15 protein-coding genes are annotated in these 13746 nt (G+C 39.5%); 2 read left to right on the top strand and 13 right to left on the bottom strand.

Going from position 1 to position 13746, the window contains the following annotated elements:
• Positions 1-47 precede the first annotated feature (47 nt).
• Both H7N67_RS02775 and rny read left to right on the top strand, forming a co-directional pair.
• Positions 48-722, top strand: coding sequence for a 5-formyltetrahydrofolate cyclo-ligase (locus H7N67_RS02775; protein ID WP_187939032.1), 675 nt, complete (start codon positions 48-50; stop codon positions 720-722).
• On the top strand, positions 700-2211 hold the full coding sequence (gene rny / locus H7N67_RS02770) for a ribonuclease Y (RefSeq protein ID WP_232263007.1): 1512 nt from the start codon (positions 700-702) through the stop codon (positions 2209-2211). Before H7N67_RS02775 ends, rny begins: the two co-directional genes overlap by 23 nt.
• On the opposite strand, the gene H7N67_RS02765 is transcribed toward rny, so the two are convergent.
• The 13 genes from H7N67_RS02765 to trmB form a co-directional block, all read right to left on the bottom strand.
• Complete coding sequence (locus H7N67_RS02765) at positions 2212-3528, bottom strand: MATE family efflux transporter (protein WP_332258178.1); 1317 nt, start codon at positions 3526-3528, stop codon at positions 2212-2214. It lies immediately after the preceding gene.
• Positions 3528-4841, bottom strand: a complete 1314-nt coding sequence (locus H7N67_RS02760) for a Na+/H+ antiporter family protein (RefSeq protein ID WP_187938976.1) — start codon at positions 4839-4841, stop codon at positions 3528-3530. The genes H7N67_RS02765 and H7N67_RS02760 overlap by 1 nt, the downstream gene beginning before the upstream one ends.
• A gap of 126 nt (positions 4842-4967) precedes the next feature.
• Entirely contained in the window at positions 4968-5846 is an 879-nt protein-coding gene (locus tag H7N67_RS02755) for a carbon-nitrogen hydrolase (RefSeq protein ID WP_187938975.1), read from the bottom strand.
• A gap of 3 nt (positions 5847-5849) precedes the next feature.
• The gene (locus H7N67_RS02750) at positions 5850-5996 is read right to left on the bottom strand and encodes a hypothetical protein (protein WP_000656207.1); all 147 of its coding nucleotides are present in this window, start codon (positions 5994-5996) and stop codon (positions 5850-5852) included.
• A 1-nt stretch (position 5997) separates the two neighbouring features.
• Positions 5998-6669 carry a tRNA threonylcarbamoyladenosine dehydratase gene (locus tag H7N67_RS02745; protein WP_187938974.1) on the bottom strand — a complete coding sequence of 224 codons (672 nt, stop codon included), beginning with the start codon at positions 6667-6669 and terminating at the stop codon, positions 5998-6000.
• Between the two features lie 52 nt (positions 6670-6721).
• Complete coding sequence (locus tag H7N67_RS02740; protein ID WP_187938973.1) at positions 6722-6961, bottom strand: hypothetical protein; 240 nt, start codon at positions 6959-6961, stop codon at positions 6722-6724.
• On the bottom strand, positions 6948-7328 hold the full coding sequence (gene fliS, locus H7N67_RS02735) for a flagellar export chaperone FliS (protein ID WP_001199081.1): 381 nt from the start codon (positions 7326-7328) through the stop codon (positions 6948-6950). The genes H7N67_RS02740 and fliS overlap by 14 nt, the downstream gene beginning before the upstream one ends.
• Positions 7329-7369: 41 nt before the next feature.
• The gene (fliD, locus tag H7N67_RS02730) at positions 7370-9427 is read right to left on the bottom strand and encodes a flagellar filament capping protein FliD (RefSeq protein ID WP_187938972.1); all 2058 of its coding nucleotides are present in this window, start codon (positions 9425-9427) and stop codon (positions 7370-7372) included.
• Positions 9428-9443: 16 nt separating this feature from the next.
• Complete coding sequence (locus H7N67_RS02725) at positions 9444-9803, bottom strand: FlaG family protein (protein ID WP_077641825.1); 360 nt, start codon at positions 9801-9803, stop codon at positions 9444-9446.
• A gap of 96 nt (positions 9804-9899) precedes the next feature.
• The gene (locus H7N67_RS02720; protein WP_187938971.1) at positions 9900-11102 is read right to left on the bottom strand and encodes a murein hydrolase activator EnvC family protein; all 1203 of its coding nucleotides are present in this window, start codon (positions 11100-11102) and stop codon (positions 9900-9902) included.
• Positions 11095-11901 carry an FtsX-like permease family protein gene (locus tag H7N67_RS02715; RefSeq protein ID WP_187938970.1) on the bottom strand — a complete coding sequence of 269 codons (807 nt, stop codon included), beginning with the start codon at positions 11899-11901 and terminating at the stop codon, positions 11095-11097. The genes H7N67_RS02720 and H7N67_RS02715 overlap by 8 nt, the downstream gene beginning before the upstream one ends.
• Positions 11888-12559 (bottom strand): ABC transporter ATP-binding protein, encoded by a 672-nt coding sequence (locus tag H7N67_RS02710; RefSeq protein WP_000111090.1) that lies wholly within the window; start codon positions 12557-12559, stop codon positions 11888-11890. The genes H7N67_RS02715 and H7N67_RS02710 overlap by 14 nt, the downstream gene beginning before the upstream one ends.
• Positions 12556-13737: a tRNA (guanosine(46)-N7)-methyltransferase TrmB gene (trmB, locus tag H7N67_RS02705; RefSeq protein WP_187938969.1), complete on the bottom strand. Its 1182-nt coding sequence runs from the start codon at positions 13735-13737 to the stop codon at positions 12556-12558. The genes H7N67_RS02710 and trmB overlap by 4 nt, the downstream gene beginning before the upstream one ends.
• Between the last annotated feature and the right edge of the window lie 9 nt (positions 13738-13746).

Raw genomic sequence — 13746 nt, 5'->3', positions numbered from 1 at the left:
ATACTATAATGTAAGTCTAAAATTTAAGGATTATAACCATTAAAACGATTTTTAGAGATTTTTGTAAAGAACGCTTGAAAAGGGCTAAACCAACCAAAGATAAAGCAGTCAGGGATAAATTGGCTTGCAAGCTTTTGTTTTGGAAACTCAAAGATTATCAAAATATTTTATTGTATAGCCCATTAGGGCATGAGCTTGACATTAGGCCTTTGATTTTGAAGTTAAGACAAAAAAATAAGCATGTGTGGTTGCCTAAAAGCATCAAAAAAGGCACTCATTTTTCTAAAGAGGGCTTTACTATCGCACCCTTTAGGTTGCCCTTAAGGCGTTTGGGGTGGTTTGATGAGCCGAGTTTGTCGCGCTATTATAAGCGGGAATTGGATTGTATTGTCGTGCCGATTTTAGGAATGGATACAAGCTTTAGGCGCGTGGGTTTTGGGCTAGGCATGTATGATAGGAGTTTACCCCAATTGTTTAAAAAGCAACTAAAACGCCCCTTAGTCATATTTGTAAGTAGGGAGTTAGCGATCGCTAATGGTATCCTTACAGACGCTTATGACATTGAAGCAAATCTTTACATGAATGCTCGTATCGTTATGAAGAATAATAGAAGGAAACATTATGAGCAGCGGGTTAATTTATATTTCATTAGAAGTCTTGGTAGCGTGTTTGATTACCGCTCTAGCCATGTATTATGTGATGAAAAAGATCTATTACGCTAGAGGGCAAGCCACTTTAAAAAGCGCTTCAGCTAAAGCCAAATTGATGGAGTTTCAAGCGAAATCTTTTGTGGAAGCTGAAGAAATGCGCATGAAAAGCCAAGAATGCAAATTGCAACAGCAATATGAAAACAAGAACTTGCAACTCCAAACCCATTTTGACAAAAAAGAAGCGCATTTGAAGCATTTAGAAGCGCAACACAAAGAATTTGTAAGAGATGAAAAACGCTATTTGGAAAAGGAAAAAAAAGAGCTTGAAAAAGAACGCCAGATTTTAGAACAAGAAAAGGAAAATTTTAAAAAACAGCGCGCTATTTGTAAAGAAGTTCAAGCCAAAGCGCTAGACGCGATGCTCAATTACATGGCTTATACCAAAGATGAAATTAAAAACATGATCTTGGAGCAATTAGAAGAAGAATTAGAAGCGCAAAAAAGCGCCTTGATCAGGCGTTATGAAAAAGAAGCCAAAGAAGAGGGCAAGAAAAAATCGTATGCCATTTTAGCGGAAGCGACAGCCCGTTTTGCGGGTGATTATGCGACAGAGAATTTAACAAGCCGTATCGCTTTGCCTTGCTCAGATTATATCGGTCGTGTGATAGGCAAAGACGGGAAAAACATTGAAGCGTTTAAAAAGATTAGTGGGGTGGATATAGAATTTAGCGAAGATAGCAGCGAATTGTGTTTGTCCAGTTTCAATATTTTTCGGCGTGAAGTGGCGAGCGAGACGATTAAAATTTTAATAGAAGACGGCCGTATCCAGCCTAATAGGATTGAAGAGGTTTATCATAGAGTCGCGCACAACATGGAAAAAGAACTGCTTTCTGAAGGGGAGAGCGTGGTGCTAGAATTAGAGCTTGGGGCTATGGAAGATGAGCTTAAAATTTTAATAGGCAAAATGCGTTACCGCTCTAGTTTTGGGCAAAACGCCTTACAGCATTCTAAAGAAGTCGCCCTTTTAGCCGGCTTGATTGCAGAACAGCTTGGGGGGGATAAAAAGCTCGCCAGAAGAGCCGGTATTTTGCATGATATTGGTAAAGCGCTCACCCAAGAGCTTGGGAGAGACCATGTGAATTTAGGGGTTGAGGTGTGCAAGCGCCATAAAGAAGACCCGGTTGTGATTAATGCGATTTATGCCCACCATGGGCATGAAGAAATCATGAGCGTGGAGTGCGCGAGCGTGTGTGCGGCTGATGCGCTTTCTGCAGGGCGTCCTGGGGCTAGAAGAAAGAGCGATGAAGAATACGCTAAACGCATGCAAGCTTTAGAAGAGATCGCGCTAGAATTTGATGGGGTGGAAAAGGCGTATGCGATGGAGAGCGGGCGAGAATTAAGAGTGATTGTCAAATCCAACCAAGTTAGGGACAATCAAGTGCCTATTATTGCCAGAAAGATCGCTAAAAAGATAGAAGAGAGTGCTCAGTATGTGGGTGAAGTGGGCGTGCAAGTGGTGCGAGAAAGCCGTTTCAAAACGACCGCTACGCTCAAGCAATGATTAAGCCTTTTTTCCGCACCTTTTCCAAATGCCTTTAGAAAAAACTTTATAGTAGATGAATGAACGCAAAAAAGTTTCTGATGCGATCACTACAAAAATAAATTCCACCTTAAAATGATGAATTAAAAGCAAGTAAATAGGCATGATCCTTAACCCCCATAAGCTTAGGGTGTTAATGTATAGTGAGACTTTAGAAATGCCAGCCCCTCTAAAAACTCCATCTAGCACAAAATACCCAATTAAGGGGGCTTGAGAGAGACCTACAGCGATCAAATAAGAACGTGCCACTTCTAAGACTTCTTCATCTTGAGAGAAAAGGCTCGCAAATTCTTTAGCGAATAAGACTAAAACAATCCCTAAAACCCCCATTAAACCCATAGAGATTTTTAAAATCAAATGCGCGTATTCTGTGGCGATTTTTGGCTTGTTCGCCCCTAAATTTTGCCCTGTTAAAACCATCGCTGCGATCATAAACCCAAATCCGGGCATGAACGAAAAGGTTTCAACCCTAATGCCTATTTGCATGCCCGCTAACACTTTATCCCCATAGCTCGCTACAAATTTGGATAAGAGTATTAAAGAAAATAAGCTCAATAAACGCTCAAACCCGGCCGGCCAACCCACTCTAAACATGGTTTTTAAAAAAGAAAAATGAAAGGTTATTTTGAATTTTAAAGGGATTTTTTTGATTTGTATCCAAACGCCAAGCGCGAGTAATTCCAAATAAGAGACAACCACATTCGCTAAAGCAGAGCCTACAATCCCCATTTCTTTAAAACCAAAATCCCCAAAAATCAAAGCTTGATTCAAGAAAATGCATGCGATGACCATGATGATTTTGACAATAAAGGGGGTTAGGGTGTCTGAAAAGCTAGCGAGCGCTGAAACTAAAACATTTTTTAAAAAAATACTCGGTAGCGCGATAACTAAGACTTCTAAATAATCTTGCGTCAATTGGCGCGAAGGATTTTGTAATTGCATCCAATTTAAAAAAGGCTCAATCAAAAAATAAGAAACCAACAGCACGCCTAAACAAATCACAAACGCCCCTATAAAAATACTTGAAAAAGCGTGGTTGATTTGAGTAAAATCCCTAGCCCCCACAAGCCTAGAAAGAATGGCGTTAGTGCCGGTGTATAAAATCGTATTGATGCCATAAAAAAGCATCAAAAATTGCAAGCCCACCCCTAAAGCCACGATATGATGGTGCGAAATCTTGCCCACAAAAAAAACCGAGAGCGCGACCACCAGCACATCTAAAAAAGCATTGACCCCAGAGGGTAAGGCTAAAGAAAAGATTTTCTTAACTTGATAGATTAGCCTAATAGTAACGCTCCAAGAACTCCAAAAACAATCAAAGGGATGTTATAGACTAAAAAAGTCGGCACGCATGTGTCATAGATATGATTGTGTTGGTTGTCTGCATTAAGCCCGCAAGTAGGCCCCATGGTGCTATCGCTAGCCGGTGAGCCTGCATCGCCTAAGGCTGCGGCTATGCCGATGAGTAAAATCGTAGATTCTATGCTAAAACCTAATTTTGTGCACAAAGGGACATAAAACACAGCGATGATAGGGATAGTGCCAAAAGAAGTCCCTATCCCCATAGTGATAAAAAGCCCTACAACAAGCATTAAAAAAGCCCCTAAAAACTTCCCTTGGATCACGCTTATGATCGCATTCACTAAGCCATCTATCGCATGCACTTTTTGCAACACTTCTCCAAACCCGCTAGCCACTAGCATCACAAAAGCGATAAACGCCATCATTTTCACGCTATCGTCCATTAAAGAGTCTGTTTCTTTAAACTTAATGCCACGGCCTAGTAAGATAATCGCTAACGCTAAAAAGGCAGCTAAGGGCATAGAATCGGTGGCTAATTGGATCACAAACGCCACGACAATCCCTATAAAAGTCAAATAATCATGGTAGTTTAATTGAAGCGAGGCGTAATTTTCTATATCAAAAGATTTTTCTTGGTAGTGCCTGGGTTTTTTGTATAGCGTTAATACGGCGACAAGTAGCCCAACGACCATCGCTAACCCCGCTATCCACATCACTCCTGTGATTTGCGCTATGGTGGTGCTAACGCCATTGGCTTTTAATTGCTCTAAAATGGTCGTTTGAAAAATCAAGCCAAACCCTACAGGAAGCACCAAGTAGGGGGCTTGCAAGCCAAAGGTTAAAGCGCAAGCGACCGCTCTTCTATCCAATTCTAGCCGGTTCATCAAATGCAAAAGAGGGGGGATTAAAATAGGGATAAAAGCGATATGCACCGGCACTAAATTTTGCGAAAAACATGCGATGAAAGCGATCAAAAAGCAAAAAGTGGATCGCTTGTAATTCATTAGGCCTATTAATTTACTCAAAGCGACTTTAATGAGATTGCTTTTAGCGATCGCTACCGCTAAAGCCCCTAAAAGGATGTAGCTTAAAGCGATGTTTAAATTGCCTTTCATGCCGTCTATCATTACATTAAAACTCTCCGTGATCCCAAGCCCTCCCATAAGTCCTGCTATGAGAGTCGCGCTAATCATAGAAAGCATGACATTGAGTCTTAAAAGGCTAAGAACGCACATGCAAATGATAGCCACAAAGGCGGGATTGCTCCATACAGAGCTATTTTCTAGCATTTTTGCTCCTTGTTAAAATGAAAATACCGCGCAAAAATGATAGAATTTTTGCGCTTGTTTGGCGCAAAAAACCGCATCTACCATGTTTAATCCTTTCTAACCTTAAATTTTAAACTGATTGACTGATTAAATATAGCGTTTCAACAAATCGTTATAAAAATCAATGCGTCTGTCTCTTAGAAACGGCCACATTCGGCGCACTTCTTCGGTGCGTTCTAAATCAATTTCCGCATACAAAATCTCTTCTTTATCGCTCGCTTTAGCCAAAAATTCGCCCAAAGCCCCCACCACAAAACTAGATCCAAAAAAAGTAATGCCCCCCTTAATCGCACCGCTCGGATCTAACTCCACGCCCACTCTGTTAGTCGCAATCAAAGGCAAGCCATTAGCGATCGCATGCCCTCTTTGAATGGTCTCCCATGCGTTTTGCTGACGCTTTTTTTCTTCATTAGAGTCTTCTTCTAAAAACCCTATCGCGCTAGGATAGATTAAAATTTCTGCCCCTTTTAAAGCCATAATCCTTGCTGCTTCAGGATACCACTGATCCCAGCACACCATAAGCCCTAATTTACCCACGCTTGTAACAATAGGCTCAAAGCCCAAATCCCCCGGCGTGAAATAAAATTTTTCATAAAACCCTGGGTCATCAGGAATGTGCATTTTGCGATACACTCCAGCGATTGATCCATCTTTTTCAAACACAACCGCGCTGTTGTGATACAACCCTTTAGCGCGCTTTTCAAATAAAGAAGTAATAAGCACCACTTGAAATTTTTGAGCTAAAGCACTAAAAAAAGCCTTATCTTCTTCAAAATACTCGCCTAAATCAAAAAATTTAGGGTTCTCGCTCTGGCAAAAATAACTATAAGGGTTCAATTCTTGCAACACTACTAAATTGGTTTTAGGGTGTTTTTTTAGCGCTTGTTCAAGCAGGTTGGCTGTATGCTCTATGGTCTTTTTTCTAGAGCCGCAATAAGCATGCTGGAGGACGCTCGCGCGAATCATTTTTCACTCTTCTTCATAATCAGAATTATAGTCTTCATAATCGTCATCATCATAGACATTCTTATAATCATTATACTCTTCATCTTCTTCTTCAAAGCCCTCTAATTCTTCTTCTTCAAAATCTTCCAATTCGTCTTCGTAATCTTTCATTTCATTGCCTTTCATTTTTGATAATATCTTGCACGACTTCACTCGCTATTTGCAAACCAAAACTCGCCGTAACCGCATTAAAACTCCCAAGCTCTATGCAATGCGGGACTTCAGGGCTAAAAACCACTTTAAAATCCCCTTTAAAACGGCGTTTTTTTAAAAAATCCCTAAATTTACGCCCGAATTTATCGCCATAGCTTTCCCAAACGCTCCCCACTTGGATGTGTTTAGGATTCAAACGCTTCGCGCTCCCCATAGAGCTGATAAACTTCCCGTAAGCGAAATTTTGACATTTTATCGCCAAGCTTGTTTTAATGGGCAAATCGTCCATGCAATCTAAAATGTAATCATAATCTCTAAAATTAAATGAATTTAAAAACGCTTCATCTATGCGACAATTTAAAGCTTGGATGCCCTTATAGAGATCTTGCAACACCAACACTTTAGATTCTCCTATCCTTTCTGATCCAATCTGGCGGTTTTGATTGGTAACATCAAACACATCTTTATCAATGATAGTGATTTGCCCTATCCCCACACGATACAAAGAATCTAGCGCAAAGCCTCCAACGCCCCCCACGCCACAGATTAAAACCCTTTGTTGGCGGATTTTTTCAAAATCGTTTTTAAACAACCACCTTATGCGCGTGAATCTATCTATGGGTTCAGACAATCTTTAGCCTTCAATAAAAATAGTGCTTTTATTGTATCGTAGTTTAAAAAATCTAAGACAAAAATTTTTGGATTTGCTTAGCCTTATGCATTTGCGATTGCAGTTCTTCTTTTTCTTTTTCTAATAGTTCAATGCTTTGGGCTATCATTTCCTTAAGGCTTAAAAGCGTGTCTAAATCCAAGCTTTTTATTTGCTCTAAAGAAAGGCGCTCTATCAGTAAAAAGGCTTGTTTAGAATCTTTTTTAATGAGAGCGATTTTAAAGGGATCTAATAACATGTTAGGCGAGTTCATCTGAATGGATTTCCCTCCAAGCTTCTAACAACCCCCTAGCCACATTCAACACCAAATCAATCTTACTCGCATCATTTTCCACATTGGCCTGCGTTAAAACTTTGATTTGATGGGTGTATAAGCCTGTAAGATACACCGCCACTTCCCCCCCTTTTTCATAATCTAAAATATTCAACAATTCCGTGAAAATATCCGTAACCCTGTTAATATAATAAATCTTCTTTTCAATGTCTTCATTTTCAATACAGCGTTTGGCTTGCGAGGAAAATCTTAAAATCCCTTCATAAAGCATTTCAATGAGTTTTGCTGGGGATTCCACACTCACTCGGTTATGCTGGTAGGCTTGATAAGCGTTAGCGTATTGCATAATGTTCCTTTATCCTTTAAAATTGATAACTCTCTGTTTTTTTAATTCTTTTTAGCCGCTGCTTGATCGATCATCATTTGCACGGAATTGAATTTTTGATTGGCTTTAGAAATTTGGCTATCATAAGCGGCAAAGCGCTCCGCCATGATGTTGTAGCGGGTTTTTAAAAGCTCTTGAGCGTTTTCTTTGTCTTTGGTCAGGCTTTTAGCGTCTCTGTCTAGGGAATCTTCATAAATCTTTAATTTAGCGTTCCCTCCGTCTATGAGATTAGCGATAACTTGATTGAATTTAGAAAAAATGCCCTCTTGGTGGATTTCTCTGCCCCCCATATCCTTGCTATCGCTCCCATAGAAAAAATCTTGAGTCGCTTTAGGGTTAGAATTTAATGCGCTTGATAATTTAGCTTCATCCAAACTCATCACGCCCTTATCGTCTAAACTAAGCCCGTATTTCATCAAACTTTCTACCCCATTATCCGTATGCACGCTATAAGAAAACACATTATTAAGAGAAGAGCGGATCGCGCGAATATCGCCCACGCCGTTAAAAATCCCAGCGATTTTAGTGTCAGCGTCATAGCGCGTGTCTTCATCTAATTTAGGAATAAGCTCATTATAGGCTTTGACAAATTCTTTAAGGCTGTCTATAATGGCTTGATTGTCTCTGCTCACGCTGATAATGGCAGGCTTATTAGGCTCTGTGGTTTGCTCTAAAGTGATATTAACCCCGCTGATCACATCATTGACCTCATTAGTGGGGCGCGTGATGCTCACCCCATTATAAGTGAATTGCGAATCGCTCGCTTTTTGCAAATTCTTAGACATAAAAAGCGTGTCTTGCGAAGCTTCATAAGATTGCACCATGCCAGCACTCAAGCCCAAATCCTTCAAACTATTCTTGCCTAAAGCGTCTTCGCCCTTAATGGTGAGCATTCCGGTTTTAGAATTGATCACAAGCTTGCCTTCGGCGTTCTTAAACGCATTCAAGCCTTCTTTGGAATTGATCGCTTGAATGATAGCGTCTGTGTTTTCTTCGCTGGTGTTGCTCTCTTTGGTTAAAGCACCCAAATCCAATTTTTGGCCATTCAAACTAACCACCCCTTCTAATTTACCCTCTTTTATCGTGCGAGTGCTTTTTAACAAATCGCTTTCTTGGGTGGTGGTTTGCAAAAACCCAAGCTCTTTAGCCTTACTCCCTTTAACTTCAATGTTTCCCCCACGCCTGTCATTAATGATTAAAGATTCCCCCCCATGAAGAGTGTCTATGGAAATATCCCCATTAGCGATCAAGTCTTTAAAATTAGGGTCGTTTTCTAAAGCCTGCTCCATAGCCTTTTGGATCGCTGCGTTTTTTTGTTTGATAGAAGCGCTTTCAGGGAGCTCTAGCATGATAGGGACTTCATGCATGCTCCCATCAGCCCCCTTTAAATTCAAACTCAATTCGCTTTTCCCGGCTCCATCAAGTCCTAAAGAAAGGGCGTTTTTGTTAGTGAGCGTGGATTGGAGGTGTGAGCCAAAATAGACTCGGTTGTCTTCGCCGGTGTTTTTAGTATTCACCATTAATTGATAGGGGTCATTCCCTCCTGTTTTCATCACAATGCCCATCACTTCGCCATTGGTAGCGTCCGTGATGCTTTGAGCCACATCGCCTAAAGTCATTCCTGCTTTAATATCAACGGCGTAGTCCTTGTTTTGCGTGTAAAATTTGAGCGTGGTATCCACTTGGCTAAAAATATCATCTCTTGAAGAAAATTTCGCCCCTAGTTCGTTAATATCGCCTTGCGCTAAATTTTGCACATCCACTTTAATGTCTTGAATAGGCACGCCAGCCCCCACGCTCGCGCTCAACGCATCGCCTGTAACATTGCTTTTCCTGCTGATATAAGTGGAATAATCTGAAAGCGTTTTAACCGGGCCTTTTAGAGCTGAAAGGAGCGTTTTAATTTCCACAAGGGCTTTTTGTTTTTCAACATTTTGCTCCATTTTCTTGTCTAGGGGGGCGATTAAAGCTTTTTCATCAGCGTCCTTAAGCTTGTCAATCACATCGTAATTCAAAACCTTACTGCCAAGCCCTAATGAGCTTAATGAACCTATTGCCATGTTTTACCTCTAATGTTTAGCCTCTTTTATCAAAGATAATGCCTATCACATCGCGCATTCTTTGCATAAGCTCCACAGCTTCTTTAGAGGGTATTTCTCTTATCACCTTATCCCCATTAGCGTCTTTGACTGAAACCACTAACCCTTTGATCGTATCGTTATAACTAAAATTAATATCCGTGCCAATGCGTTTCATTTCTTCATTCAAACGCTCGCTCAATAATTCTAGCTTGGGTTTGTATTGATCAGGGTCTATCGTTGTCTTAGATTCATCAACGGTGTTTATAGTGTTTGCGCGACTGATCTCTTTTGTAGGGGTTGTTTGAACGCTTGCATGAGATGCGGGAATCCCAATCCCTTGAACTTCATTGACCATAAAAACCTCCAAATTTTTCCATACCTATAAATGTAACTATTTCTTTGTTTGTTAAATTCTTTAGCTAATATCGGCAAAAAGACGATTTGTTAAATCTTAATTGCGTGCGATGAGTTCTAAGGGGTTGATGTGTTTTTCTTTCATGGTTACTTCAAAACCCAAGCGCTGCTCAATGCGCCCTAAAACATAGCCTTTTTGGATCCGCATGCCGCTTTTAATGGTGGGGGCGATTTTATCCAGTTGAGAATAAATCGTGCGGATGCCGTTTTTATGCTCAATGATAACGACTTTTTTAAGCATGTTGATTTCTTTAGCGAACACGATTTTCCCGTCTAAAACATTACGCACCAAAGCGTTTGGGGTTTTTGACACTAGCGTGATAGACTCGCTAAAAATTTTTAAATTATAAACCGGATCAATATAAGGGCCAAATTTTTGCACCACTTCATAATCGTTCAAAGGAGCGATCGTTTTTGGCCCGTTATAGCTCGTGGTGTTGATGTTTTGATAAGAGCTAGCCACTTGTTTGACTTCTAAGGCTTGAGAAGATTTTTTCAAACTGACTTTTTCTTCATTTTCTCTATTTTGTTTGATGATATTCAAGCGTTTTAAAAGGGCGTTTAAATTCTGGCGTTCTTTTTCTAAAAGGGTTAGCCGCTGGTTATAGATTGCGTAATCTTTTTGCATGCTCAAAATGAGCTTATTTTGTTCGGTTTGCAAGGATTTTAAGGTTGATTCACGAGTTTTTTGCTCATCCATGACAGAGGAGATTTTTTGAATGCTGTTTTTGACTTTTAAAGCCTGCGTATTGAGTTCTTTTTCTTCTTGGCTTAATTGCGACATTTTAGACAGAGTGTTTTGGTGCAAGTTTTCAAACGCCACTTGTAAAATCACATCATTAGAAGAGACTAAATTCTGCCCCTTTAGGGCTTGTGAAAAAAGAAAATCCTCTAAAAGCGTATCAAACACCCTCTTTTGTAACAATGATCGCTGTTTTTGCAAATGATCTAAAGACTTGCGGTAGTTGGTTAGGACTTTTTCTTGCGCCAAACTTTCATTACGATTTTTTTCAAGACTCTTTTTTAAGGCGACCATTTGGCGCTCAATTTCCGCTTTTTGAAGCTCTTTAGAGCGGATCGCTTCGCCTAAAGAACTCAAACGGCTGTTCAGTTGGTTTTTTTCTTCATGGGTTTTTTTTAAAAGGGTTTCTTTATGTTGAATGTCTTTAGCAATATCGCTCACTTTTTGCGTGTTAGCTGATAGTAAGGTAGCTAACAAAAACACCCCTAATTTATACATGCCTAGTCCTCCAAGCTACAAGTAAAACAGAAACAAATGAGACTACAAGGCTAAAAAGCAGTCCCCATAAAAAATGGTTTAAAACAAACGCGCCTCCTATAATACCCAAAGTATCCATTGTTTTTTCAAAACCTTTTTGCGAAGTGATATAGAGCATGAACATGGGGGCTAAAAAACTAGCGATTAGAGAATCCATTAAAGCTATTTTATACAAAAACCCGTTTTTAAAAGACACCGAAGCCCCTAATAAATCCATGATCTCTAATCTCTCATGGTATTGATAGATCCAGATGCGGACTTGCTTGAACATCAATAAAACCGATAAAACAAAGACCACTAACGCAAAGATATAAATCGTGGCTTTAATCAAGCTTAAGAGATCATACACTTGCATGTAAGTTTTGGCAAAGACTTCAACTTTTTGAACGCCAGGGATTTTGAGCAATTTTTCTTTAATGTTTTCTAAACGCTCTTGAGTGGGGAATGTGGAAAGTTGTAAAGAATAAAAAAAGGGTAAATTCTTTCTTAATTCCTTAAGCCCGTCTGTGCCTAAAGTTTTTTGAAGAGGCTCTAAAGAATAATTAGGATCAATTTCTTTTAACGCCGTGATTTCGCTAAAATTTTGACGCAACAATTCCAAGCCTAATTTTTGCGTGCTGGCCAACACGACTGAATAATCTTCAATCAATTTTTTTTCTTTCTGTTCGATCGCTTGATTGATAAATAACACGCATTCCAAGCTAAACAATAACGCCACTAGGGGAATGATAAAGGCTAAATGCTTTTTAAGAGTATTCATAAACTTCCCCCTCTTCTATGTAAAATTTTCGGTGATAAGCGCTAAAATTTTTAGGGAATTTGTGCGTAACCACCACGATCGTAGCGTTTAATTGCGTGTTCATGCCCCTTAATAGGCTCCAGATTTTATCGCTAGAATAATCGTCTAAATTCCCGGTAGGCTCATCGGCTAAAATGAGTTCAGGGCAGTTCGCCATAGCCCTAGCCATAGCCACTCGCTGTTGTTCGCCCCCACTGAGCTCTTTGGGGTAGCGGTTAGCCTTATGGCGTAAATCAATATGCCCTAAAAGTTTTTCTAGCTGCAAATGGCATTCTTCTTTTTTAACGCCACAAATAATCATCGGCAGTTTGATGTTTTGCTCAATCGTGTAATCTTGGATCAATTTATAATCTTGGAAAACCACGCCAATATTTTTACGCAAATCTAAAATCGTTGCTTTTGAAGCGTTGTTCATGTTGATATTGCAAACTTCTAATTTACCGCTAAAAACCTTCAAATCCCCATAAAACGAGCGCAAAAGCGTGCTTTTACCGCTCCCGCTAGGCCCTGAAATGAACACAAAGTCCTTGCGTTTGATGCGCAAATTGGCATGTTTAATGACCGGTTCGTTTTGCTGGTATTGTAAGCATAGATTGTTCGCTGCGATGATCACACTCATCCAATTCCCTTTTGGATTAGGATATTTTGAAGCAAAAGATGCGCTTTGTGGTTGTTTAAGGTTTTTAAGGGGCTTTTATTGAGATAAAAAATCTGATTTTCTGCCAATAAAACAAACAAACGCACAGGCCAGTCAAAATCCCCCATACTCAATTCCACTAAAAAATCCCCTTTATTTTCATAAATATTACAAACATGCACAAAATACCCCTCTTGGATGATTTTTGGGGTTTTTAAAATCGCTCCAACGCTTTCTTTATCAATTGTTATTGTATCAAAAGAAAAATCAAATGCATGGTCATCAAAAGGGGTTTCATTTAATTCTAAAGAATAAATTCTTAAATCATAAATATCTTTTTTGAGTTTATTCCAACGCGCTTCATACTTGCTGATAACCGGTATTTGAGCGTTTTTTTTGATTTCTATCTCGCATTGAAAATTTTTTAGGGCTAATTTTAGGCTGTCTTCAAAATAAAGGCTATCATCGGTTCGTAATTCCAAAAACCCTTTAGACTTTAAAACCCTTAAAGCTTCGTTTAAAAATTTTTCGCTTAGCACCCGGCGGTGTTTTTTCTCATTCCATGGCACAGGGAAATGCACAAAAATTTTCTCGCACTTATAATTTGGCATGCTCTCTAAAACCAAACGGCCATCGCCTTGCAAGATGTGCAGATTTTTTAAATCTAGCAATTCAATTTGCTTTAACGCTTGCGCGATAGAGGGGGTGTGAATCTCTATCCCTAAGCATGTTTTAGTGGGGTTGTTTTTGGCTAATTCTATCAAATGCCGCCCGCTCCCAAAACCAATTTCTATTAAAATAGGGGCTTGATTGTTGTGGATAAAGTCTTCAAAAGTTTCTAAATCAAGGGCTTTTTTTTGGCTCGCATGTTTAGAATTTTCTTGCAAATTATGCGAAATGACTTCAAAAGATTGCGAATAAATCCTTAAAGCTTGTTTTAAAACCTCTCGTTTTAAGGGCGTGGCTTTTTCGCTTTTGATCAAAAAATCACCCGCTCGCCGGATTTTTTGCAATAAAAAAACATCATTCTTAAAACTCGCATACACACAGCTTTTAGTGGGGTGTTTTAAGCTTAAAAATTCCCTATGGAAACAAAAATCCCCTTTGATTATGGGGTATTCTAAAGGCTTGGAATCTAATTTGGCTAAAAAATGGGGCATTAAAACCCT

The organism is Helicobacter pylori (assembly GCF_014498195.1).
Classification (GTDB): Bacteria; Campylobacterota; Campylobacteria; order Campylobacterales; family Helicobacteraceae; genus Helicobacter; species Helicobacter pylori_DO.
Note: the sequence above shows the minus strand (reverse complement) of the source record. Positions and strands in the feature narration are given on the sequence as shown.

Excerpts from the sequence above, each read along its gene's own strand:
- H7N67_RS02715 (WP_187938970.1), bottom strand. The coding sequence starts at position 11,901 with ATGAATACTCTTAAAAAGCATTTAGCCTTTATCATTCCCCTAGTGGCG.
- rny (WP_232263007.1), top strand. The coding sequence starts at position 700 with ATGAAAAAGATCTATTACGCTAGAGGGCAAGCCACTTTAAAAAGCGCT.
- fliS (WP_001199081.1), bottom strand. The coding sequence starts at position 7,328 with ATGCAATACGCTAACGCTTATCAAGCCTACCAGCATAACCGAGTGAGT.
- trmB (WP_187938969.1), bottom strand. The coding sequence starts at position 13,737 with ATGCCCCATTTTTTAGCCAAATTAGATTCCAAGCCTTTAGAATACCCC.
- H7N67_RS02755 (WP_187938975.1), bottom strand. The coding sequence starts at position 5,846 with ATGATTCGCGCGAGCGTCCTCCAGCATGCTTATTGCGGCTCTAGAAAA.
- fliD (WP_187938972.1), bottom strand. The coding sequence starts at position 9,427 with ATGGCAATAGGTTCATTAAGCTCATTAGGGCTTGGCAGTAAGGTTTTG.
- H7N67_RS02725 (WP_077641825.1), bottom strand. The coding sequence starts at position 9,803 with ATGGTCAATGAAGTTCAAGGGATTGGGATTCCCGCATCTCATGCAAGC.
- H7N67_RS02760 (WP_187938976.1), bottom strand. The coding sequence starts at position 4,841 with ATGCTAGAAAATAGCTCTGTATGGAGCAATCCCGCCTTTGTGGCTATC.
- H7N67_RS02750 (WP_000656207.1), bottom strand. The coding sequence starts at position 5,996 with ATGAAAGATTACGAAGACGAATTGGAAGATTTTGAAGAAGAAGAATTA.
- H7N67_RS02740 (WP_187938973.1), bottom strand. The coding sequence starts at position 6,961 with ATGAACTCGCCTAACATGTTATTAGATCCCTTTAAAATCGCTCTCATT.
- H7N67_RS02710 (WP_000111090.1), bottom strand. The coding sequence starts at position 12,559 with ATGAGTGTGATCATCGCAGCGAACAATCTATGCTTACAATACCAGCAA.
- H7N67_RS02720 (WP_187938971.1), bottom strand. The coding sequence starts at position 11,102 with ATGTATAAATTAGGGGTGTTTTTGTTAGCTACCTTACTATCAGCTAAC.